Below are 20,884 nucleotides of genomic sequence, written 5' to 3'. Positions count from 1 at the left end.
AAAAATGGTGGTGAAAGAATTGAGTAGAGAGGAATAGAGAGGCGGGGATTCAGTACAGGCCCTTGACCCGCGCCTGCAGCCGCGCCAGGCCCAGCAAGGCGTCGGTGCAGGGCGTGGGCACGCCTGTCAGCTGGCCCAGTTCGCGCACAGCCGTGACCAGCGCATCGAGCTCCACCGGTTTGCCGGCCTCCACGTCCTGCAGCATGGAGGTCTTGAAGGCGCCCAGCTTGCGCGTGATGACGTGGCGCTCTTCGGGAGTCTGGTTGATGGGGATGCCGATGCGCGCGCCGATTTCCTTGGCTTCCAGCATGATGCTGTGGGTAAAGGCGGTTACCAGTTCATCGTCGAGGACGCGGTCCATGGTCGCGCCGGTCAGCGCGCTGATGGGGTTGGCGGTCATATTGCCCCAGAGCTTGAACCAGATGTCTTTCTGGATCTGGTCGGACACCGGGGCCTCGAAGCCGGCTTTTTCGAGCAATGCGGCAAACTGCAGCACGCGGGCCGTCTTGTCACCCGAAGGCTCGCCGATGATGAGTTTGTTGCCGAAATGGTGGTGCACCTGGCCGGGTTCGTCGAGCGAGCAGCTCGCATGCACCACGCAGCCGACGATGTGGCGGGCCGGGATGGCCTGAGAGATCTCGCCCGTTGGGTCCACCGAACTCAGGCGCGTGCCGGCCAGCGCGCCGCCAAAGCCCTGCAAAAACCACCAGGGCACGCCGTTCATGGCGGTCAGCACCAGGGTGTCGGGGCCCAGCAGCGGGGCGATGTGGCGCGCGACTTCGGGCAGCGAGGGCGCCTTGACGGCCAGCACCACGAGGTCCTGCACGCCGAGTTCGGCCGGCACGGCGCTGGAGGCCACGGCCTGCGACGTGATCTGGCCGCCCTGGTTCAGGCGAAGGCCGTGCAGCTGCAGGGCCTGCAGCGTGGCGCCGCGCGCCACCACGCTGACGCTGCAGCCGGCGCGCGCCAGTCCCATACCGATCCAGCCGCCTATGGCGCCGGCGCCGTAAATACATACCTTCATGCTGTTGCCCATGGTTTTCTTAATCACAACACCGGCCGCCCGGCGTAAAGGGCGGCGCTTGCTCACCAACGGGGGTAAAGGCTTAGCCTTCGGGGGTAAAGCCCACGGCCTTGACCAAGGGACCCCACAGCTCGGTATCAGCCTTGAGCATAGCGGCCAGCTGGGCCGGCGAGGTGGGCGCCGGCTCCAGGAAGGACACGGCCAGCCCGTCGATCACCTCTTGCGAGGCCAGGGCGGAGCGGATGCCGGCGTTCAGGCGCTGCACCACGTCCTGCGGCGCCTTGGCGGGCAGGAAGAAGCCGAACCATTCGGTAAAGGCCATGTCCTTGAAGCCCTGCTCCACGAGGGTGGGCGTGTTGGGCGTGAAGCGGCTGCGTTTGGGGCCGCTGGTGGACAGCAAACGGCATTTGCCGGCCGCCACATGCTGGGTGAATTCGCCGGTGGGGCCGGACACGGCGGCGATCTGGCCGCCCACCATGTCCAGCACCGCAGGCTGGGTGCCGCGGAAAGCGACGTGGCGCAGGTCCACATTGCCGGCGCGGCCCAGCAGCGCGCCTATGAAGTGCGGCGAGGAGCCGGCCGCCGGCGAGCCGAAGTTGGCTTGGCCGGGGTTGGCCTTGCACCAGGCGAGGAAGTCGGGCACGTTCTTCACGCTGGCCGGCACCATGGGGCCGACGGCAAAGCCGTAGTCAAAAATCGCCGCGGCCGACACCGGAGTCAGGTCGGCCACCGGGTCGTAGGGCAGTTTTTTGTAGGTGTGGGGATAGATGCCCAGCATGGACATGGGTGTGAGCAGCACGGTCGCGCCATCGGGCGCGGCCGTCTTGACGAACTGCACGGCGATCTGGCCGCCCGCGCCGGTCTTGTTCTCGACCACCGCGCTTTTGGCATAGCCAGGGTGCAGCTTGTCGGCCACGCGGCGCGAGACGATGTCGGCGGTGCCGCCGGGCGCGAAGCCGGCGATGACCTTGGTGCTGTCAAGGGCCTGGGCCCAGGCTTGCCGGCCGATGCCAGCCAGCAGGGCGGCGGCGCTGGAAGACTGGATGAGCTGGCGGCGCGAGATATTCATGGTGTGTCCTCAGGAGGGCTGGGGGGAGTCGGTCGGAGTGCGGAAAAGCTATTGTCTGTAAAAGCGCGCTGCCGTGCACGATGGCGGGGTTCAGCTCAGATGCGCGGCGAGGTTGTTGCGCTTGCCTTCATAGGCTGGCGCGGCCTCGTCGATATGCAGCGTCAGGCCGACGGCGTGCTGGGCGAACACCGGGTCGAGGTGCGCGCTTGCGGCGGCCAGCAGGGCATCGCCGGCGCGCTTTTTGAGCGCCTCGCTGCGGCCCGGCGTGATCAGCAGGTTCATATAGATAAAAGCGCGGCCGGGCTGGCCGTCGGCCACCGCGAAGTGCGGCGCCGGCCAGGCCATGACCCGCGTGCCGGCGACCGGGAACAGCGGCGCCACGCCGTCTTCAGCGCGCAGCGCCACCAGGGTGGCGGCCAGGGTGTTGCAGAGCTGGCCCATGTCGGTGAGGGCGTCGAGGTTGGCGGTGTATTGAATGTTCAGGTGCGGCATGGCAAGGTACGGGGAATGCGGGGATGGCGGAATTCCCGCATCATGACCAAAACGCAAAGCCTGGTTATTTGTACAGTAACATCGCGCATGGCCAAAGACAAAACGATTTACACCTGCACCGAATGCGGCGGCACCAGCCCCAAGTGGCTGGGCAAGTGCCCGCACTGCAATGCCTGGAACACGCTGATCGAATCGGCCGCCGAGAGCAACGCGCCGGCCAAGAACCGCTACAGCAGCCAGTTCCAGTCGCTGGCCAAGGCTTCAGAAGTCACTGCGCTGTCCGACATCGAAGCCACCGACATGGAACGCACGCCCACCGGCCATGAGGAACTGGACCGCGTACTGGGCGGCGGCATCGTCGAGGGCGGCGTGGTGCTGATAGGCGGCGATCCCGGCATCGGCAAATCGACCTTGCTGCTGCAGGCGCTCGATTCGCTGCAGCGCGCCGGGCTCAACACCCTCTACGTCACCGGTGAAGAAAGCGGCGCCCAAGTTGCGCTGCGCTCGCGCCGGCTGGGGCTGGACGGCTCGCAGGTCAAGGTGTTGGCCGAGATCCAGCTTGAAAAAATTCTTGCCACGCTGGAAGCCACCCAACCGGCAATCGCGGTCATCGATTCCATCCAGACCGTGTATTCCGACCAGCTCACCTCGGCGCCAGGCTCGGTGGCGCAGGTGCGCGAGTGCGCGGCCCACCTCACGCGCGCGGCCAAGTCCAGCGGTGTGTGCATCGTGCTGGTAGGCCACGTGACCAAAGAGGGCGCGCTGGCCGGCCCGCGCGTGCTGGAACACATGGTGGACACCGTGCTTTATTTTGAAGGCGACACACATTCGAGCTTTCGCCTGGTGCGCGCCWTCAAGAACCGCTTCGGCGCAGTCAACGAAATCGGTGTGTTCGCGATGACGGAAAAAGGCCTCAAGGGCGTCGCAAATCCGAGCGCCATCTTTTTGAGCCAGCACAGTGAGCCGGTGCCCGGCAGCTGCGTGCTGGTGACGCTGGAAGGCACGCGGCCCATGCTGGTGGAAATCCAGGCGCTGGTCGACAACGGCGGGCCCAGCCCGCGGCGCCTGTCGGTGGGCCTGGACCGCGACCGCCTGGCCATGCTGCTGGCCGTGCTGCACCGCCATGCGGGCGTGGCCTGCATGGACCAGGACGTGTTCGTCAACGCCGTGGGCGGTGTGCGCATCAGCGAGCCGGCGGCCGACCTGGCCGTGATGCTGGCCATTACCTCGTCCTTGCGCGGCAAGCCGCTGCCCAAGGGTTTTATCGCCTTTGGCGAGGTCGGCCTGGCCGGCGAGGTGCGCCCGGCGCCGCGCGGCCAGGAGCGCCTCAAGGAAGCGGCCAAGCTGGGTTTCAGCGTGGCCGTGGTGCCCAAGGCCAATGCGCCCAAAAAGCCCATCGAGGGCCTGGCCATCCACGCCGTCGAGCGGGTGGAAGAGGCCATGGAAGTGGTGCGTAGCCTGAGTTAAAAATCGACTCGAAGGACAAACCCATGAAACTCGCCGCCATCTCCGACATCCACGGCAACCTGCCGGCGCTTGAGGCCGTGCTGGCCGACATCGAACAGCAGGGTGTGGACCAGATCGTGAACCTCGGCGACATCCTGAGCGGGCCGCTGCAGCCGGCCGAAACCGCCGACCTGTTGATGGCGCGCGGCTTCACCACGATTCGCGGCAACCACGAGCGGCAGGTGCTGGAACTCATCGACCAGGGCCAGTACCTGGACCCGCTGGGCACCGACGGCTACACGGCCGCCCAGTTGACGGCGGCGCATGTGGCCTGGATACGCGGGCTGCCCGAAAGCCTGGAACTTGCCGGCGGTGACATCCTGCTGTGCCACGGCACGCCGGGCAGCGACCTGGTCTACTGGCTGGAAACCACGGTTCCGGGGTTCGGCCGTGGAGGTGCGGGCCACGCCACCGGCATACGGCCGGCCACGGAGGATGAAGTGCGGGAACGCCTTGGCACTGCGGCGCAGGGCGGGCATTCGCTGGTCCTGTGCGGCCACACCCATGTGCCGCGCCTGGTGCAGTGCGGCAAGGTGCTCATCGTGAACCCCGGCAGTGTCGGCCTGCCGGCCTATGACGACGAACACCCGCACCCGCACGTGGTGGAAAACGGCGCGCCGCACGCGCGCTACGCCATCGCCGAAAAAACCGCTGCGGGCTGGCGGGTCGATTTGCGCGCCGTGCCCTACGGCCACGAGGCGCAATCGCGGGTGGCGGCGGGCCGCGGACGCGCCGACTGGGCGCATGCGCTGGCCACGGGCTGGGCCGCGCGGGCGGCCTGAAAAGCGGGTTTCAGTGGCCTACGCACTCCCCGCAGTCCGGTGGCCCGCCGGGGCTGCGAAAATAGCGCCATGAACTTCCAGAAAATCCTTGTTCCCGTGGCCGGCGTCGCGGCTGTTGTGCTGGGCTATCGCTTTTACGGCTGGGCCGGTGTGGCCGCGGTCGCCGGCGGCGCGGTCATGTGGGTGCTGCTGCATTTCACGCGCATGATGCAGGTCCTGAAACGCGCGGCCAATCGCCCCATCGGCTATGTTGACAGCGCGGTCATGCTCAATGCCAAGCTCAAGCCCGGCATGACGCTGCTGCATGTCGTGGCCATGACGCGGGCCCTGGGCGAGCGGGTTTCCGCCGAGGACGCGCRGCCCGAGATCTTCCGCTGGACCGACGCCGGCGAGTCGAAGGTCACCTGCACCTTTGTGGGCGGCAAACTGGCGGACCACGAGCTTTTCAGGCCCGCGCAGGACGCGGCGCCACCCGCCCCGTAAAATCCGTATTTCAGGTTTTCCGGGCGCGCCCCCGCGGTGCACCCGGGGCCCCGCATCACCCCACTCAGAACAAGGATCCCATCATGTCCCCAGTAGCACCCTCCATGGCAGACCGCGACGGCAAAATCTGGATGGACGGCCAGATGGTCGACTGGCGCGATGCCAAGATCCACGTGCTGAGCCACACCCTGCACTACGGCTGCGGCGCTTTTGAGGGCGTGCGCGCCTACAACGCTACCGGCGGCACGGCGATTTTCCGGCTCGAAGAGCACACCGAGCGCCTCTTCAACAGCGCCAAGATCCTGCGCATGAAGATTCCCTTTACCCAGGCTGAAGTCAACGAGGCCACGAAAGCCGTGGTGCGCGAGAACAAGCTGGAGTCCTGCTACATCCGCCCGCTGACCTGGATAGGCTCGCAAAAACTCGGCGTCAGCCCCAAGGGCAACCAGATCCACCTGATGGTCGCGGCATGGCCCTGGGGCGCCTACCTCGGTGAAGAGGGCATGAAGCGCGGCATCCGCGTCAAGACCTCCAGCTACACGCGCCACCACGTCAACATCACGATGACGCAGGCCAAGGCGGTCAGCAACTACACCAATTCCATCCTGGCCAATATGGAAGCGCTGGACGACGGCTACGACGAGGCCCTGCTGCTGGACGCCTCGGGCTTCGTCAGCGAAGGCGCGGGCGAGAACATCTTTGTGGTCAAGGGCGGCGTGGTCTACACGCCCGACCTGTCGGCCGGCGCGCTCAACGGCATCACGCGCAACACCATCCTGCACATCTGCAAGGACCTGGGCCTGGAACTGGTGCAAAAGCGCATCACGCGCGACGAGGTGTATATCTCCGACGAGGCTTTTTTCACCGGCACGGCCGCCGAAGTCACGCCTATCCGCGAACTCGACCGCATCGAAATCGGCGCCGGCTCGCGCGGCCCCATCACCGAAAAAATCCAGAGCGCCTTCTTTGACATCGTCAACGGCCGCAATCCGAAATACGCCCACTGGCTCGCCAAGGTTTGAGTCCGCACCATGACCACCACTACCTCTTCTTCCGTTGAACTGCTGGCTTCGGACCTCAATGCGCAAGGCGGCGTCTACTGCCCCAGCCCCAAGGCCGACATGAAAATCTGGAACAGCCATCCCAAGGTCTACCTGGACGTGGCACGCACCGGGAGTGCCAAGTGCCCTTACTGCGGCACCGTTTACGCGCTGAAGGCCGGCGAACACTTCGGTGGAAGCCACTAAAAACGCCCTCGTCATTGCGCCGCAGTGGATAGGCGACGCGGTGATGACGGAGCCGTTGTTGCGCCGCTTGGAGGCGCGCGGCGAGCGCCTCACGGTCGGGGCCTTGCCCTGGGTGGCGCCGGTGTATCGCGCCATGCCGCAGGTGGCCGAGGTCATCGAATTCCCTTTTGCGCACGGCGGCCTGCAGTTCCGCGAACGTCGCGCGATCGCCAAACGCATTGAAGGCCGGTTCGACAAGGCCTATGTGCTGCCGAATTCGCTGAAAAGCGCGCTGCTGCCCTTCCTGGCCAGCATTCCCGAGCGCATTGGCTATTTCGGCGAGGCGCGCGTGGGCCTGCTCACGCACCGGCTCAAGAACCCCAAGAACAAACCGCCCATGGTGGCGTTTTATTCAGCGCTGAGCGGTGGTGCCGACCTGGAGAAAGACCGGCCGCAGTTGCAGATGGCGCCCGCTGACATCGACCAGGCGCTGGCCGAACTCGGCTTGCAGCGCGGCGGCTTTCACGTGTTCGCGCCCGGCGCCGAATACGGTCCCGCCAAGCGCTGGCCGGCCCGCCATTTCTCGGAACTGGCCGACCGGCTGGATTTACCGGTGGTGCTGCTGGGTTCGGGCAAGGAGGCGGCGCTGTGCGAAGAGATCGCCGCGCCGGTGAACGCGGTGCAGCCCGGAAAATGCCTGAACTTCGCGGGCAAGACCTCGCTGGTGCAGGCCCTGTGCCTGATTGCCGCCTGCAAATCCACCATCAGCAACGATTCGGGCCTGATGCATGTGGCTGCGGCCTTCGGTGTTCCGCAGGTCGCGATTTTCGGCTCGTCCAGCCCGCTGCACACGCCACCGTTGAGCGACAAGGCGGCAGTGCTTTGGCTCAAGGCTGACGCGGACTATCAGCCGCCGCTGGACTGCGCGCCCTGCTTTGAACGCGAATGCCCGCTGGGCCATACGCGCTGCCTGAACGACATCGCGCCTGAGCGCGTGCTGGCGGCGCTGGCGCCAAAGCCCTAAGCGGGGAAGGGTGACAGGGGCTCAACGCCCGGCTTGCCCTGCGTCGGCGTGCGCGCCACGTTCATCACCCAGCACACCATCACGAAGTAACCGACCAGGCTCACGAGCTCGACCACGCCCTGTTCGCCAAAGGTCTTGACGGCCGCGGCATAGGTGGCGTCGCAGCAGCCATGCTGCCTGAGCACCTCAAACACCAGGTCCAGCGCAACCGCTTCGTCGGCGGCCATGCCCGTGGGCTGCCTGCCGTCGGCGATGGCGTCCACGGTGGCCTGGGCCACGCCCGCAGCCACCGCCAGCGGCGCGTGCATCAGCCACTCGAACTGGTTGGCGGTATGGCGCGCGGCGACGCAGGTCGCGAGTTCGCGGATGCGCGCGTCCAGCATGCTCTCAAAGCGCAGGTACGCCCCCACGTCGCCGACGCGGCCCATGAGTTGCGGGCTGCGCAGCAGGGGGATGAAGGGGCCGAACACGGCCTTGCGCGGCCCGGCGATGATGGCGTCGGCGGCTTCGCGCTGCGCCGGCGACATGGCTTCGCGCGGCATCAGCGGCATGCGGTCCGCGGTGGACGAAAAAAAGCCCTGGGGAATGTTGGCAGGCTGGGGGGAGGTGCTCATGGCTTGGCGTCCTGTGGTGGGAGAGATTCCCTAGGGTATCAAAGCCCGCGCTGCCCGGTGCCGGGACAAAAAAAAGGCCACCTCGCGGTGGCCTTTTGAAGGTTCTCCTGGGTGGGAGAACGTCGTTGGGAGATCAATAAATGCTTCACCGACGTCTGTTTTATTTCCCTGTTTCCCTCAATTGCGGGTGTTGTGACAGCAACGCCGGGAACTGTCGCCGATTGCACGCGCTTTGACCATTCTCCAAATAGAGGAGGACGTGGGATTTTTGCTGAATCGGCCGGGATTTCGTGATTTATTTCACGCTGCCGGCTGGGCCATCGCATGGGCCACCGGCAGTTCCACGATGAAGGACGCGCCGCCGCCGGGCCGTGCCTCGCAGCGCACGCTGCCGCCATGCCGCTGGCTGATGGACTTGACCAGCGCCAGGCCCAGGCCCACGCCGCCTTCGCGCTCGCTGGCGCCGGGCAGGCGGTAAAAGGGCTCGAAGATGCGCTCGCGCTGGCCGGCAGGGACGCCCGGGCCGCGGTCGTGCACCTTGACCACGGCCAGCTGCCTGGCGCCGACGCGGGTCTGCGCGAGTTCCAGGTCGATCTCGCCGGTGCCGTAGCGCCTGGCGTTTTCCAGCAGGTTGCGGATGAGCCGGCGCAACAGGCGTGGCGAGCCCTGCACGGTCAGGCCGTGGCTGGTGGCGTCCAGCCCCAGGCCGGCGCCGGCCTGGTTGCCGGGTTCGGCGCTCAGCTCGGCATTGACGCGCGCGCATTCCTCGGCCGCCAGGCCCGTGAGGTCCAGGGTTTCAAAGGGCTCGGCGTCGGCCTGCTTGGCGTCCAGGCGGCTGGCCAGCAGGATTTCGTCGATCAGCTGGTCGAGTTCGGTGATGCTGCGCGAGATCTCCTTGCGCTGCGGCGAGGCGGCGTCGGTGCCCATGAGCTCCAGCCCCATGCGGATGCGTGCCAGCGGCGAGCGCAGTTCATGCGAGGCATTGGCCAGCAGCGACTTGTGCGACTCCATCAGGGTCTCGATGCGCTCGGCCGCGTGGTTGAAGCGCCGGGCCAGGAAGGCCACTTCGTCCGTGCCTTCGGCATTGACGCGGGCCGACAGGTCGCCCGCGCCCCAGCGTTCCACGCCGCGCTGCAGGGCTTCAAGCCGCTGCGTCAGCCGGCGCATGACGGGATAGGCCCCCAGCGCCACGGCCAGGCCGACCAGGCCCAGCATCCAGCCGAAGCCGAAGCCGAAAGGCGGGCGCATCCAGGGATTGCCGGGCGGGCGCTTGGGCCGGGGCAGCAGCAGGTTCAGCGTCTGGCCGTCCTTGGTCGTGACGTCGAACTCAAGGTCGTCGCCGAGCTTGCGGTCGGGACGGGTCTGCGCCGTGCCTATGACTTCGCCCTTGTCGTTGTGCACCAGCACTTCGCGTATCGGTAGCTGCGGCGGGTCGGCGCTCAGGCGCCAGGCCGCGCCGACCAGGAAGGTCAATACGACCACGGTGGCGACCACCGCGAGCCATATTCGTACGTACAGATGTGAAGTGAAACGGCTCCACATAAAAATCTAGTCCTGCTGCTTGGCGAACACATAACCCACACCGCGCACGGTGAGTATGCGTTTGGGGTCCTTGGCGTCGGCCTCGATGGCGCTGCGGATGCGGCCCATGTGCACGTCGATGGAGCGGTCGAAGGCCTCCAGCTCGCGGCCGCGCACGGCTTCCATGATCTGGTCGCGGCTCAGCACGCGGCCGGCGCGCTCGGCCAGCGCCACCAGCAGGTCGAACTGGTAGGAGGTGAGTTCGCAGGGGGTGCCCGACACCGAGACGGTGCGCGCATCGCGATCGATTTCCAGCGAGCCGAAGCGCATGACCTTGTGGCCGCCGTTGGCCGCGGCGTTGCCGGTTTCGCCGCCGCGGCGCAGCACGGCGCGTATGCGCGCCAGMAGTTCGCGCGGCTCGAAGGGCTTGGGCAGGTAGTCGTCGGCGCCGATTTCCAGGCCGACGATGCGGTCCATGGGGTCGCCCTTGGCGGTGAGCATCAGCACGGCGGTGTTGGCGGTTTCGCTGCCCTGGCCCTTGATGCGCCGGCACACTTCCAGGCCGTCCATGTCGGGCAGCATCAGGTCCAGGATGACCAGGTCGGGCGTGTTGCCTTCCAGTGCGGCCAGCCCACTCGCGCCGTCGGCCGCGTGGGTGAAGCCATAGCCCGACTGGCGTAGATATTCGCCCACCATGTTGGCCAGGCGGGCGTCGTCTTCGATCATCAGGAGTTGTTGGGTCATGGATGGGTCCTCGGTTGCAGGGCGTGTCCCCCGGGGTGGATCACAATGGGTTTATGCTGCGCCGCACGCAACAATCGCACTTGAAGCCATCGTAAAGTTACGGTAAACCGGGCGGCAACCTGCCAGCATACTCCGCCGCGCGGGCATCTGGTAGCTGTTTTAGAGCTATCGATTTGATAGCGTAAGGTTGCTGCCCCTATTGGGATTTCGGGGCCTGCATCCGCGAGGCCAGGGCGACCAGTACCAGTACCGGCAGGCCCAGCAAAGCGGTCGCGGTGAAGAACTGGCTGTAACCGAAGGCATCCACGTATTTGCCCGAATAGCCGGCCAGGAACTTGGGCAGCAGCAGCATCATGGAGCTGAAAAGCGCGTACTGGGTGGCCGAATAGTTGACGTTGGTCAGGCTGGACAGGTAGGCGATGAAAGCCGCCGAGGCGATGCCGCTGGAGAGATTGTCGGCCGAGATCACGAAGACCAGCGCGTTGACGTCATGGCCGCGCGTGCCCAGCCAGGCGAACAGCAGGTTGCTGCCGGCGCTCAGCACGGCGCCCAGCATCAGCACGCGCATCACGCCCAGGCGCATGGCCATGGCACCGCCGATGAAGGCGCCCACCAGCGTCATGATGACGCCGTAGATCTTGGTGACGGCGGCGACCTCGTCCTTGGTGTAGCCCATGTCCACGTAAAACGGGTTGGCCATGATGCCCATGACAACGTCGCTGATGCGGTAGATGGCGATCAGCGCGAGGATCACGATGGCCTGCTTGCCGTAGCGCTTGAGGAACTCGGCGAACGGCAGGTAAAAAGCATGGTCGAACCAGACGGCTGCCGGCACCAGCCGCACCGGCAGCGCGACGCGAATACCTGTTTTGGCCAGGCCGATGACGGCCAGCACGTAGATGAGCGCTGGCAACAGGTAGGCGCTGAGGGCCAGGTAGTAGCCCAGCAAGACCATGCCGGGTGCGATCAGCAGCAACAGCACAAGGAGCGCGAGCGTCGCGAACAGCACTGCGCCATACAGGGGAATGCCGGTGGCGGCAAAGCGTGCGCGGGTCGCCGCGGTTTCAGCGTCGCTTTCGGCGCGGGCGCGCTCGGCAGGCTCCGATGAAAACAGCACGGTGATGATTCCCGGCAGCATGGAGAAGGCCATCACCAGGTAGGCGGCTTGCCACGCTCCAGGCTGGTAAGCCGCGGCGTTGGGGACTTCGGCGCGCGCGGCGATCCACAGCACGCCGGCACCGGCCCAGATCATTGCGATGCGGTAGCCGGTCTGGTAGGCCGCCGCCAGCGCCGCCTGGCGTTTGGCATCCGCGGACTCGATGCGAAAGGCATCGAGCGCGATATCCTGCGTGGCTGACGCAAACGCCACGGCCAGCGCGCACCACACCATGGGCTGCAGGGACAACTTGGGGTCGTTCAGCGCCATGCCGCACAACGCGCCGATGATGGTGAACTGCGCCAGCAGCAACCAGCTGCGGCGGCGCCCCAGCAGGCGTGTGAGCACCGGTATCGGCAGGCGATCCACCAGCGGCGCCCACACCCATTTGAAGCCGTAGGCCAGGCCGATCCAGCTCAGAAATCCGATGGTGGTGCGGTCGATGCCCGCTTCGCGCAGCCAGAAGCTCAGCGTGCCGAAAACCAGCAACAGCGGCAGGCCCGCCGAGAATCCGAGCAGCAGCATGCGCAGGGTGGCGCGCTCGGCGTACACGCGCCAGACGCTGGCCCACGATACCGGTGCGGTGCTGGTGGATTCGGGGAGGGAGGAGGAGGCGCCCGGTGCCAGGGCGGATGAGGGGGTTTTGTCTGACATGGCCATTTCGATTTGTGACTATTATTCACCCATGTGCTTTTTATGCGACGCAAAACATTCCGCCTGGCCCGGCCGCCGGGCATTCCTGCTGGCCGCCGCCGGCACCGCGGCGACGGCTGCCACCCTGCCGCTGCGCGYGCAGGTGGATGTCGGGCCCTCATCCCAGCTGCGCAACCTCGTACCCGCCGACGAGATTGAAACCGCCGCCACCCAGGAATACAGCAAGCTGCTTGCCGAGGCCCGCGCCAAGGGCTCACTGGCGCCGCAAGGCCACCCGCAACTGCAACGGCTGCGCACCATTGCCGCAAAGCTGGTGCCGCAGACCGCCCAATGGAACGACCGCGCCAAGCAGTGGCGCTGGGAAGTCAACCTGCTGGGCAGCAAGGAGATCAATGCGTTCTGCATGCCGGGCGGCAAGATCGCCTTCTATACCGGCATCCTCGACCAGCTCAAGCTGACCGACGACGAGGCGGCCATGATCATGGGCCATGAGATGGCCCACGCGCTGCGCGAACACGCCCGCGCGCGCATCGCCAAAAGCCAGGGCACCGGCACCCTGCTGTCGCTGGGCGCCCAACTGCTGGGCTGGGGCCAGATGGGCGACCTGGCCGCCAGCATAGGCACGCAGCTGCTGACGCTGCGCTTCAGCCGTGAGGACGAAACCGACGCCGACCTGGTGGGCCTGGAACTGGCCGCGCGCGGCGGCTACAACCCGCAGGCGTCCGTCAGCCTCTGGGAAAAAATGGGACAGGCCGGCGGCGGTGCCGGTGGCCCTAGCTTTCTTTCGACTCACCCTTCCGGCCCCGAGCGCATCCAGCAATTGCAAGCCAACGTGCCCAAGGTCCAGGGCCTATACCAACGCGCCCGCGGCTAAGCTGGCAGGCCGCCCCTGGTGACCGGTTTGACGCAGCGCGCTGCATTCTTCTCGCGCGCGTGGTGGCGGTCCTTTCGCCCCGCGCGCACCCGCATCAACACGCGCGAACGCCTGCGCCTGGTGGCGGGCTCGCTGCTGGGAATTTTTCTGACGGGTTTGTTGTGCCACCTGGCAGGCCGGGTCGTGCCCGGCCTGCCCTGGCTGGTGGCGCCGCTGGGGGCCAGCGCGGTGCTGGTCTTTGCCGTACCGGCGAGCCCCATGGCGCAGCCCTGGCCGGTGGTGGGCGGCAACACGCTGTCGGCACTGGCCGGCATCGCCGGGGTGCACGGCGTGCACCTGCTGGGTTCCCCCGAACTGGCCGCGGCCCTGGCGGTGGCCACCGCCATCGCGCTGATGCTGGCTTTGCGTTGCCTGCACCCGCCTGGTGGCGCCACGGCGCTCATGATGGTGCTGGGCGGCATTTCCAGCCCGGTGTTCGCTTTTTATCCTGTGATGCTCAACTCGGTGCTGCTGGTGGCCGTGGGCATCCTTTACAACAACGCGACGCGCCGGGCCTACCCGCACACGCAGCTGCCGCCACCGGGCGCAGCGCCCTCGGCCGAAGACCGGCAGCTCGACGCCGACCTGGACGCGGTGCTGGCACGCTACAACCAGGTGCTGGACGTGAGCCGCGACGACCTCAAGGTCCTGCTGGCGGAAACGCGGCTGCGCGCCTACGACCGAAAGCTGGCCGAGGTGCGCTGTGAAGACATCATGTCGCGCGACGTGGTGACGGTGGAGTTCGGCACGCCGCTGGAGGACGCCTGGGCCTTGCTGAGGGAGCGCCGCATCAAGGCGCTGCCGGTGGTCGACCGCGGCTTTCGCATCGCGGGCATCATCACGGTCGCGGATTTCATGCGGGCCGCAGACCTGGACCTGTACGACGGCTTTGACGCCAAGCTCAGGCAGCTGGTGCGCAGCACGCGCAGCGTGTATTCGGAAAAGCCGGAGGTCGTGGGGCAGATCATGACCCGCAATGTGCGCGTGGCCGGCCGGCAACGCCGGCTGGTGGAGCTGGTGCCGCTGTTCGGCAGCACGGGCCACCACCACATTCCCATCATCGGGGAGGGCGAACGGCTGGTCGGAATTATTACCCAGTCGGATCTGGTCGCCGCACTGGGACGCGCCGCCGACCCGGCCGCCTGACACGCGGCGGGATGCTTCAAGCATGAGGTCGAAGGTACTCATGTGCGAGCGGATTTTTCGCATCCTTCGTTGCGAATAAAGCCATAAGACCTAGCAGGCAAGGCGGAGGYGGATTTCCCATCTGGTGGCGCATGCCGAATCAGCGTGCCGTGCGGTGACTACTCGTACTTGTCCTACGCTGCTTTTTGATACTTGCGCCTTAAGATGGTCCGCATGAGCTCTCCCCATGCTCCAGGATTAACTGCCTTTTCCCCGCCGCTGCGGGGCATGGGTCCAGGGCGGGTGCCCTCCATCCCCAAGCCATGAAGAGCACCGACCCGGCCCYGCTCGCATTCCTGGAGGAGCAGCGCGCCGATTACACCCGTTCCCTGCCGCGTCGCCTGGAACAGGTCGGCTTGCTCTGGCAGCAGATCCTGAGGGGCGAGGACCTGGCCCAGGCCCTGCCGACGCTGGAGCGCCACGCGCACAGCCTGGCGGGTTCCGCGGCCACTTTCGGCTGGGCGGACCTCGGGCTGGCCGCGCAGGCGCTGGAGCTGGCCCTGGAACCCCATGTCGGCAAGGATCAGGCGCTGGCGCCCGAGGCCCGTGCCGAGCTCGGCAAGGCCGTCGAAGAACTGCAGCAGCGCTTTCACGGCGCAAGCTGACACCGCCCGAACGGATTGCCCATGCCTGCCTCCGCCGCCTTCCTGTCCAAGATCAAACTCGCGGTGGCGGCCGGCGTGGTGCTGATGACGGTGGTGGGCGCGGCGTCCTACCTGACCATCAGCCGCCTGCTTGAAACAGCCCAGTCCCGCGTGCGCACCGAAGACACGCTGGTCATGCTGGAGCGCGTGGATTCCAGCCTGCGGTCGACCGAATCGGCGCTGCGGCAGTACCTGCTGAGCGGCAACGCCGACGATCTGGAAGCCTTCCAGGCTGCCAGGGTTGAGCTGCGCACCATCAGGGCCCGCACGCGCAGCGCCAACGTGCTGCAGGAGGCGGCGGAGTTTGATGAATTGATCAACCAGCGTGCCCTGATCGCCAACCAGTCCATCGCGGCGCGCAAGGCGGCCGGCCCCGAAGCGGCGGCCGCCGTTCTCGGCAGCGATGCCAGCCGGCAGTTGCGGCTGCGCACCAACGGCCTGCTGGAAAACGCGCGCAACCGCGAGGTCTACAGGTGGCGCGACGCGCAGGCCGTGGCCGAACGCAGCGCCCAGTGGGCGCAGGGCTTCATCATCGCCGGCAGCATGCTGTTTTTTGCCATGCTGGGCTGGGTGGGCTATGTGGTCAAGCATTACGAGCAGGTGCGAAAACGCGGCGAAGCCCAGTTGCGCGACAGCGAGGCCATGAGCCGCAGCATCACCGAAGGCATGGTGGAGGCCGTGATCACCACCAGCGCCGATGACATCGTCCTGGAGGCCAATGCCGCCGCCCTGCAACTCTTTGGCTATGCGCGCGACGAACTGGTGGGGCGCGATGTTTCGGAACTGGTGCCGGAACGCCTGCGCCGCCAGTACAAGGAATTCACCGGCATGATGCGCGCGCGGCCTGAAGCCTTCCGGATCGCCGGGCGCGAGGTGCGCGCCCTGCGCAGGGACGGCAGCGAATTCCTGGTCAGCGTGTCCTTCGGCGACGTGGAGGTGGGCGGCAGGCGCCTGTTCACCGCCGTGATGCATGACATCACCGAAAGCAAACGCACCACCGAAGCCTTGCGAGCCAGCGAGTCGCAACTGCGCCAGGTCACCGACACCGTGCCGGCCCTGATCGCCTACCTGGACACCGACCAGCGCTTTCGCTTCCACAACCGGGCCTATGAGGACAACTTCGGCCTGAGCTACGAGCAGATCGACGGGAAGCCGCTGGCCGACGTGCTGGGCCCGCAGGTCTATGAGACGGTGCGGGAAAAGGTGGATGAGGTCCTGAGCGGGCATATGGTGCGTTATGAGCGGACGCAGATCACGCCCCAGGGCGAGCGCAGGCACTACGCGATGCAGTACTTCCCGCGTTACGGCGAAGGCACCAGCGCGGACAAGGTGATCGGCTTTTTCTCGCTGGGCACCGACATCACCGAACTCAAGCGCATAGACCGCATGAAGACCGAGTTCGTCTCCACCGTCAGCCACGAGCTGCGCACGCCGCTGACGTCGATACGTGGTTCTCTGGGCCTGATCTCGGGCGGCGTGGCCGGCCAGTTGCCCGAAGCCGTCAAGAGCCTGGTGGGCATTGCGCAAAACAACTGCGAGCGCCTGATCCGGCTGATCAACGACATCCTGGACAGCGAAAAAATCGAATCCGGCAAGCTGCGCCTGGACCTGCAGGTGGTGGACCTCAAGCAGCTGGTGCAGCAGGCGCTGGTCTCCAATGAGGGCTTTGCCAGTCAGCACGGCGTGAGCCTGGTGATGCGGGCGCCCGACACGGCGCTGCACGTGCGCATCGACAGCGACCGCATGACCCAGGTGCTGACCAACCTGCTGTCCAACGCCGTGAAGTTTTCGCCCAAGGGCAGCCCGGTGGAAGTCAGGCTCTCGCGCACCGGGCAAAAGGTACGGACCGAGGTGGTCGACGTCGGCCCCGGCATTCCGGAGGAGTTCAGTAGCCGCATCTTCCAGAAGTTCTCGCAGGCCGATTCGTCCGACACCCGCCAGAAAGGCGGAACCGGCCTGGGCTTGAATATTTCCCGTGCCCTGGTCGAAAAAATGGGCGGCACCATCGGCTTCTCCAGCAAGCTCGGCGCGGGCACGACCTTCTTTTTTGAAATGCCCGAATGGACCAACCCGGTGCCGCTGCTCAAGCCGCTGAGGCCGCCCGCGATTTCCTCGCGCCCGCGCATCCTGATCTGCGAAGGCGACCCCGACGTGGCCAAGCTGATCAGCATGATGCTGGGCAAGGCCGGCTTTGATTCCGACATGACCTTCAGCGCCGAGCAGGCGCTGGCCTGCCTGGCCTCCAATACCTACGATGCGGTGACGGTGGACCTCAAGCTCCCCGGCCAGAACGGCGTGTCCTTCATCGGCCAGCTGCGCGAGGACGAGGGGACGCGCAACCTGCCCGTCGTGGTGATCTCGGCCATGGCCGAGCAGGGCCAGCTGCAGTTCARCCGCAAGCCGCACACGGTGTCTGACTGGCTCAAGAAACCCATCGACGAAAACCTGCTGGTGCACAGCCTGCGCCGGGCCGTCGCCAGCCTGGACTCCGGCAAACCGCGCATCCTGCATGTGGAGGACGACCTGGACATCCAGCGCATCACCGCCGCCATCGCCCAGGACTTCGCAAGCTTTGAATTCGCTGCCACGCTGGACGAAGCCCGCGACCGCCTGCGCGAGCACCCCTTTGACCTGGTGCTGCTGGACCTGGCGCTGGGCAGCCATTCGGGCTGGGACCTGTTCGAGGACATCGACGCGCTGGACCCGCGCCCGCCGGTGATCGTGTTCTCGGCCGGCGACGTGGACCCGGCGGACGGCAGGCAGGCCGACGCGGTCCTGGTCAAGGCCCATACCTCAAACACCGAACTGCTCAATACAATCCAGCGAGTCCTGCAGATTCCCGGCGACCCGGGCCCCGTCCGTTCCCAAACCTTGAACTGAACCATCATGACCACACCACTGAACCGCATCCTCTATGTTGAAGACGAGCCCGATATCCGCATGGTGGCGCAGATGGCGCTGCAAGCCGTGGGCGGCTTCACCGTGATTGCCTGCGCCTCCGGCCAGGAAGCGCTGGACGCCGCGCCGGGCGCCGGCGCCGACCTGCTGCTGCTGGACGTCATGATGCCCGGCATGGACGGGCCGACAACGCTCAAGGGCCTGCGCCAGCTGCCGGCCACCGCCGACACCCCGGTGATCTTCATGACCGCCAAGGTGCAGGCCGCCGAGGTGGCGGTGTACAAGGGGCTGGGCGCGCTGGAAGTGATTCCCAAGCCCTTCGACCCGATGGAGTTGTCCACGCAGATCCAGCGGATCTGGGCACAGAGATAAAGCCCCCACGCTGGATGTGGCCCCCACGGTCGCGCACTTCGTGTCGCTTCCTGCCCCCCGAGGGGGCCGCCCGCCTGTGGCCCGGCAAAGCCGGTTCCACGGCTCATGCTGGCTTGAAGAATTCTGTGGGTGGGACTAGCGACGGAGGCTTTCCACCAGCAGGGGCCGCGGGACTGGCTTTGCCAGACCGCAGGCGCCGCCCCCTAGAAGGGGGGAGCAGACTACACGCAGTGAGTCTGAACGGGGGTCAGAGCTTGAATTCGTAGTCCACGCTCATGGGCGCGTGGTCGGAAAAGCGCTGGTCTTTGTAGATGTGTTCGCTGCGGGCCAGTGCCGCGAAGGCCGGGGTGGCCAGGTGGTAGTCCAGGCGCCAGCCCACGTTCTTTGCGTAGGCCTGGCCGCGGTTGCTCCACCAGGTGTAGGCCGCGTCGGTCGCCGTGGGCTGCAGCTTGCGGTAGACGTCGACCATGCCGCCGCCTCTGACCGAGGGTCCGGTGCGTTCCGTCAGCTCATCGGCCGCTTCATTGGCGAGTTCCGCGTCGCGCAGCAATTCGGTCATCCAGGCCCGCTCTTCGGGCAGGAAGCCGCTGTTCTTCCGGTTGCCCTTGAAATTTTTGAGGTCGATTTCCTGGTGCGCGATGTTGACGTCGCCGCACAGCACGAAGTCGCGCGTTTCCTTCAGGGCCAGCAGGCGCGGGTAGAACTCGGCCAGGAAGCGGAACTTGGCGGCCYGGCGCTCCTCGCCCGAGGAGCCGCTGGGAAAGTAGCAGCTGATGATGGAGAGCTTGGGGCTTTGCTTGCGCCCGGGCCGGTCGAAGCGCAGCTCCACGTAGCGCCCTTCGGCGTCGAATTCGGTCGAGCCGTAGCCCACGATCACGTCGCTGGGTTCATGGCGCGTATAGACGCCCACGCCGGAGTAGCCTTTTTTCTCGGCGAAATGAAAGTGCCCCTTGAGGCCGGCGATTTCCTCGAAGCGCCCGCTCATGTCGGCTGCCTGGGCCTTGAGCTCCTGCACGCAAATACAATCCGGCATGGACTGCAAAACCCAGTCCTGCAGGCCTTTGCTGGCCGCGGAGCGGATACCGTTGAGGTTGAGGCTGGTCAATTTAAACATGGGACTTCCAATGAGCACGGCAGGGCAACAACAGGACAACAGGGACGGGGCAGTTTCCGCGGACGGCGCGCTGGCACAGGAATTCGTGCAGTTCGCCGTGGAGGCGGGGGTGCTGCGCTTCGGGCAATTCAAGACCAAGGCCGGGCGCATGAGCCCGTATTTTTTCAACGCCGGCCTGTTCGACGACGGCGCCAAGCTGGGACGGCTGGCGCAATTCTATGCGCGCCACCTGCTGGCCGAGGAAAAGCGCACGGGCCTGGCTTTYGACATGATTTTCGGGCCGGCCTACAAGGGCATTCCACTGGCCGCGGCGGTGGCCATCGAACTCGCGCGGCTGGGGCGCAACTACCCGTTCGCCTACAACCGCAAGGAAGCCAAGGACCACGGCGAAGGCGGTACGCTGGTCGGCGCGCCCGTCAAGGGCCGCGTGCTCATCATTGACGACGTGATGTCCGCAGGCACGGCGGCGCGCGAGTCGATCGCCATCATCCAGGCCGCGGGCGCCGTTCCCCAMGCGGTGGCGCTGGCCCTGGACCGCCAGGAGAAGGCCACGGAAAACGGCGTGGATGTGAGCCATAGTGCCGTGCAATATGTTACGAAACATCTGGGCTTGCAGGTTTGCGCGATTGCGCGGCTGACCGACTTGCTGCAATATCTCTCCACACAAGGCGACACGCCGGGGGCCAACGGGGCCGATGCGATGTCGCTGAAAACGCACTACCAAGCCGTGCTGGCCTATCGGGACCGCTACGGCGTGGGTTAAGGAGTCGATTTGCTCTTGCGAACAGCACTTACGGTCATTGCGATGTCGGCCGCGTTCGCGGCGAACCATGCCGCGGCCCAGAACATCTACACCTGTGTCGACGGCAAAGGACGCAAGCTCACGGCCGACCGTCCCATCGCCGAGTGCACGGACCGCACCCAGCAGGAACTGAACCGCTCAGGTACGGTCAGGCGCGTGGTGGGCCCTTCGCTGACCGCGCAGGAACGCGCGGTGCAGGAAGAAAAGGACAAGCTCGCCGCCGAAGCGCGGGCCCGCGAGGCCGAGGACAAGCGCCGGGACCGCGCCCTGCTGCTGCGTTACCCCACTCGTGCCGTGCACGACCAGGAGCGCGTCACCGCGCTGGCCCAGGTCGACGAAGTCATCAAGGCTTCCAACAAGCGGACGGCGGAACTGGCCGAGCAGCGCAAAGCCATCCAGGCCGAATTCGAGTTCTACGCAAAAGACCCCGGCAAGGCCCCGCCTTCGCTCAAGCGCAAGCTCGAGGAAAACGACCACAGCTCGGCTGTCCAGAAAAAATTCATTCAGGACCAGGAACAGGAAAAAAAGCGCGTGAACCAGCGCTTTGACGAAGAACTGGTCAAGCTCAAGCAGGTGTGGGCCATGAGAGAAGCCCCTACGGGCTCGGCGCCCACAGCCAAAAACTGAGCGGCCGGGCGGGCCGCCCGGCTTTATCTCAAAC

General features: G+C 66.2%; 21 protein-coding genes. 13 read left to right on the top strand and 8 right to left on the bottom strand.

The features are described from left to right. Window positions 1-49 precede the first annotated feature (49 nt). The 3 genes from AC1D0P_RS01165 to AC1D0P_RS01155 all read right to left on the bottom strand — a co-directional run bounded on the left by AC1D0P_RS01165 (window position 50) and on the right by AC1D0P_RS01155 (window position 2,585). On the bottom strand, window positions 50-1,024 hold the full coding sequence (locus AC1D0P_RS01165) for a 2-dehydropantoate 2-reductase (protein WP_477675014.1): 975 nt from the start codon (window positions 1,022-1,024) through the stop codon (window positions 50-52). An 82-nt stretch (window positions 1,025-1,106) separates the two neighbouring features. Beyond that, window positions 1,107-2,093, bottom strand: coding sequence for a Bug family tripartite tricarboxylate transporter substrate binding protein (locus AC1D0P_RS01160; RefSeq protein WP_477674987.1), 987 nt, complete (start codon window positions 2,091-2,093; stop codon window positions 1,107-1,109). A gap of 90 nt (window positions 2,094-2,183) precedes the next feature. After that, window positions 2,184-2,585: a 5-carboxymethyl-2-hydroxymuconate isomerase gene (locus AC1D0P_RS01155; RefSeq protein WP_477674986.1), complete on the bottom strand. Its 402-nt coding sequence runs from the start codon at window positions 2,583-2,585 to the stop codon at window positions 2,184-2,186. 87 nt (window positions 2,586-2,672) lie between these two features. On the opposite strand from AC1D0P_RS01155, the gene radA reads away from it, so the two are divergent. The 6 genes from radA (at window position 2,673) to waaF (ending at window position 7,606) form a co-directional block, all read left to right on the top strand. Continuing rightward, window positions 2,673-4,052: a DNA repair protein RadA gene (gene radA, locus AC1D0P_RS01150; protein ID WP_477674985.1), complete on the top strand. Its 1,380-nt coding sequence runs from the start codon at window positions 2,673-2,675 to the stop codon at window positions 4,050-4,052. Between the two features lie 23 nt (window positions 4,053-4,075). Further along, window positions 4,076-4,873: a metallophosphoesterase family protein gene (locus AC1D0P_RS01145; RefSeq protein ID WP_477674984.1), complete on the top strand. Its 798-nt coding sequence runs from the start codon at window positions 4,076-4,078 to the stop codon at window positions 4,871-4,873. Window positions 4,874-4,942: 69 nt separating this feature from the next. Next, complete coding sequence (locus tag AC1D0P_RS01140; protein WP_477674983.1) at window positions 4,943-5,356, top strand: glycerate kinase; 414 nt, start codon at window positions 4,943-4,945, stop codon at window positions 5,354-5,356. An 83-nt stretch (window positions 5,357-5,439) separates the two neighbouring features. Further along, entirely contained in the window at window positions 5,440-6,378 is a 939-nt protein-coding gene (locus tag AC1D0P_RS01135; protein WP_436155747.1) for a branched-chain amino acid transaminase, read from the top strand. A gap of 9 nt (window positions 6,379-6,387) precedes the next feature. Continuing rightward, on the top strand, window positions 6,388-6,603 hold the full coding sequence (locus tag AC1D0P_RS01130; RefSeq protein WP_477674982.1) for a zinc-finger domain-containing protein: 216 nt from the start codon (window positions 6,388-6,390) through the stop codon (window positions 6,601-6,603). Continuing rightward, on the top strand, window positions 6,590-7,606 hold the full coding sequence (gene waaF / locus AC1D0P_RS01125) for a lipopolysaccharide heptosyltransferase II (RefSeq protein ID WP_477674981.1): 1,017 nt from the start codon (window positions 6,590-6,592) through the stop codon (window positions 7,604-7,606). The genes AC1D0P_RS01130 and waaF overlap by 14 nt, the downstream gene beginning before the upstream one ends. Here the strand turns inward: waaF and AC1D0P_RS01120 are convergent. The 4 genes from AC1D0P_RS01120 to AC1D0P_RS01105 form a co-directional block, all read right to left on the bottom strand. Then, a complete protein-coding gene (locus AC1D0P_RS01120) occupies window positions 7,603-8,220 on the bottom strand; it encodes a carboxymuconolactone decarboxylase family protein (RefSeq protein ID WP_477674980.1) in 618 nt (205 codons plus the stop codon). The genes waaF and AC1D0P_RS01120 overlap by 4 nt on opposite strands. 300 nt (window positions 8,221-8,520) lie before the next feature. Further along, the gene (locus AC1D0P_RS01115; RefSeq protein WP_477674979.1) at window positions 8,521-9,762 is read right to left on the bottom strand and encodes an ATP-binding protein; all 1,242 of its coding nucleotides are present in this window, start codon (window positions 9,760-9,762) and stop codon (window positions 8,521-8,523) included. Window positions 9,763-9,768: 6 nt separating this feature from the next. Then, window positions 9,769-10,485 (bottom strand): response regulator, encoded by a 717-nt coding sequence (locus AC1D0P_RS01110; RefSeq protein ID WP_436155751.1) that lies wholly within the window; start codon window positions 10,483-10,485, stop codon window positions 9,769-9,771. Between the two features lie 196 nt (window positions 10,486-10,681). Next, window positions 10,682-12,301, bottom strand: a complete 1,620-nt coding sequence (locus AC1D0P_RS01105; RefSeq protein ID WP_477674978.1) for an AmpG family muropeptide MFS transporter — start codon at window positions 12,299-12,301, stop codon at window positions 10,682-10,684. Window positions 12,302-12,326: 25 nt separating this feature from the next. Here AC1D0P_RS01105 and AC1D0P_RS01100 point away from each other — a divergent pair, with 25 nt between their 5' ends. From AC1D0P_RS01100 to AC1D0P_RS01080, 5 genes are all read left to right on the top strand, one after another. Further along, complete coding sequence (locus AC1D0P_RS01100) at window positions 12,327-13,169, top strand: M48 family metallopeptidase (RefSeq protein ID WP_477674977.1); 843 nt, start codon at window positions 12,327-12,329, stop codon at window positions 13,167-13,169. Between the two features lie 27 nt (window positions 13,170-13,196). Beyond that, on the top strand, window positions 13,197-14,354 hold the full coding sequence (locus AC1D0P_RS01095; RefSeq protein WP_477675013.1) for an HPP family protein: 1,158 nt from the start codon (window positions 13,197-13,199) through the stop codon (window positions 14,352-14,354). Between the two features lie 302 nt (window positions 14,355-14,656). After that, window positions 14,657-14,998, top strand: coding sequence for an Hpt domain-containing protein (locus AC1D0P_RS01090; RefSeq protein ID WP_477674976.1), 342 nt, complete (start codon window positions 14,657-14,659; stop codon window positions 14,996-14,998). A gap of 21 nt (window positions 14,999-15,019) precedes the next feature. Next, window positions 15,020-17,917 carry a PAS domain S-box protein gene (locus AC1D0P_RS01085; RefSeq protein ID WP_477674975.1) on the top strand — a complete coding sequence of 966 codons (2,898 nt, stop codon included), beginning with the start codon at window positions 15,020-15,022 and terminating at the stop codon, window positions 17,915-17,917. Between the two features lie 6 nt (window positions 17,918-17,923). Continuing rightward, the gene (locus tag AC1D0P_RS01080; protein ID WP_477654330.1) at window positions 17,924-18,307 is read left to right on the top strand and encodes a response regulator; all 384 of its coding nucleotides are present in this window, start codon (window positions 17,924-17,926) and stop codon (window positions 18,305-18,307) included. A 247-nt stretch (window positions 18,308-18,554) separates the two neighbouring features. Here AC1D0P_RS01080 and AC1D0P_RS01075 read toward each other — a convergent pair whose 3' ends face one another. Next, window positions 18,555-19,421 (bottom strand): exodeoxyribonuclease III, encoded by an 867-nt coding sequence (locus AC1D0P_RS01075; RefSeq protein ID WP_477674974.1) that lies wholly within the window; start codon window positions 19,419-19,421, stop codon window positions 18,555-18,557. 10 nt (window positions 19,422-19,431) lie between these two features. On the opposite strand from AC1D0P_RS01075, the gene pyrE reads away from it, so the two are divergent. Continuing rightward, entirely contained in the window at window positions 19,432-20,184 is a 753-nt protein-coding gene (gene pyrE, locus AC1D0P_RS01070) for an orotate phosphoribosyltransferase (protein WP_477674973.1), read from the top strand. A 42-nt stretch (window positions 20,185-20,226) separates the two neighbouring features. Beyond that, window positions 20,227-20,850 (top strand): DUF4124 domain-containing protein, encoded by a 624-nt coding sequence (locus AC1D0P_RS01065; RefSeq protein WP_477675012.1) that lies wholly within the window; start codon window positions 20,227-20,229, stop codon window positions 20,848-20,850. Window positions 20,851-20,884: the final 34 nt, after the last annotated feature.

This window comes from Polaromonas sp. P1_G2, from assembly GCF_056405515.1.
This window is presented reverse-complemented; position numbering and strand designations above follow the sequence as displayed.

What these genes read in the sequence shown, in the direction of transcription:
- AC1D0P_RS01165 (WP_477675014.1), bottom strand. Translation starts at nt 1,024, where the DNA reads ATGAAGGTATGTATTTACGGCGCCGGCGCCATAGGCGGCTGGATCGGT.
- AC1D0P_RS01160 (WP_477674987.1), bottom strand. Translation starts at nt 2,093, where the DNA reads ATGAATATCTCGCGCCGCCAGCTCATCCAGTCTTCCAGCGCCGCCGCC.
- AC1D0P_RS01155 (WP_477674986.1), bottom strand. Translation starts at nt 2,585, where the DNA reads ATGCCGCACCTGAACATTCAATACACCGCCAACCTCGACGCCCTCACC.
- AC1D0P_RS01145 (WP_477674984.1), top strand. Translation starts at nt 4,076, where the DNA reads ATGAAACTCGCCGCCATCTCCGACATCCACGGCAACCTGCCGGCGCTT.
- AC1D0P_RS01135 (WP_436155747.1), top strand. Translation starts at nt 5,440, where the DNA reads ATGTCCCCAGTAGCACCCTCCATGGCAGACCGCGACGGCAAAATCTGG.
- AC1D0P_RS01130 (WP_477674982.1), top strand. Translation starts at nt 6,388, where the DNA reads ATGACCACCACTACCTCTTCTTCCGTTGAACTGCTGGCTTCGGACCTC.
- AC1D0P_RS01120 (WP_477674980.1), bottom strand. Translation starts at nt 8,220, where the DNA reads ATGAGCACCTCCCCCCAGCCTGCCAACATTCCCCAGGGCTTTTTTTCG.
- AC1D0P_RS01115 (WP_477674979.1), bottom strand. Translation starts at nt 9,762, where the DNA reads ATGTGGAGCCGTTTCACTTCACATCTGTACGTACGAATATGGCTCGCG.
- AC1D0P_RS01105 (WP_477674978.1), bottom strand. Translation starts at nt 12,301, where the DNA reads ATGGCCATGTCAGACAAAACCCCCTCATCCGCCCTGGCACCGGGCGCC.
- AC1D0P_RS01080 (WP_477654330.1), top strand. Translation starts at nt 17,924, where the DNA reads ATGACCACACCACTGAACCGCATCCTCTATGTTGAAGACGAGCCCGAT.
- AC1D0P_RS01065 (WP_477675012.1), top strand. Translation starts at nt 20,227, where the DNA reads ATGTCGGCCGCGTTCGCGGCGAACCATGCCGCGGCCCAGAACATCTAC.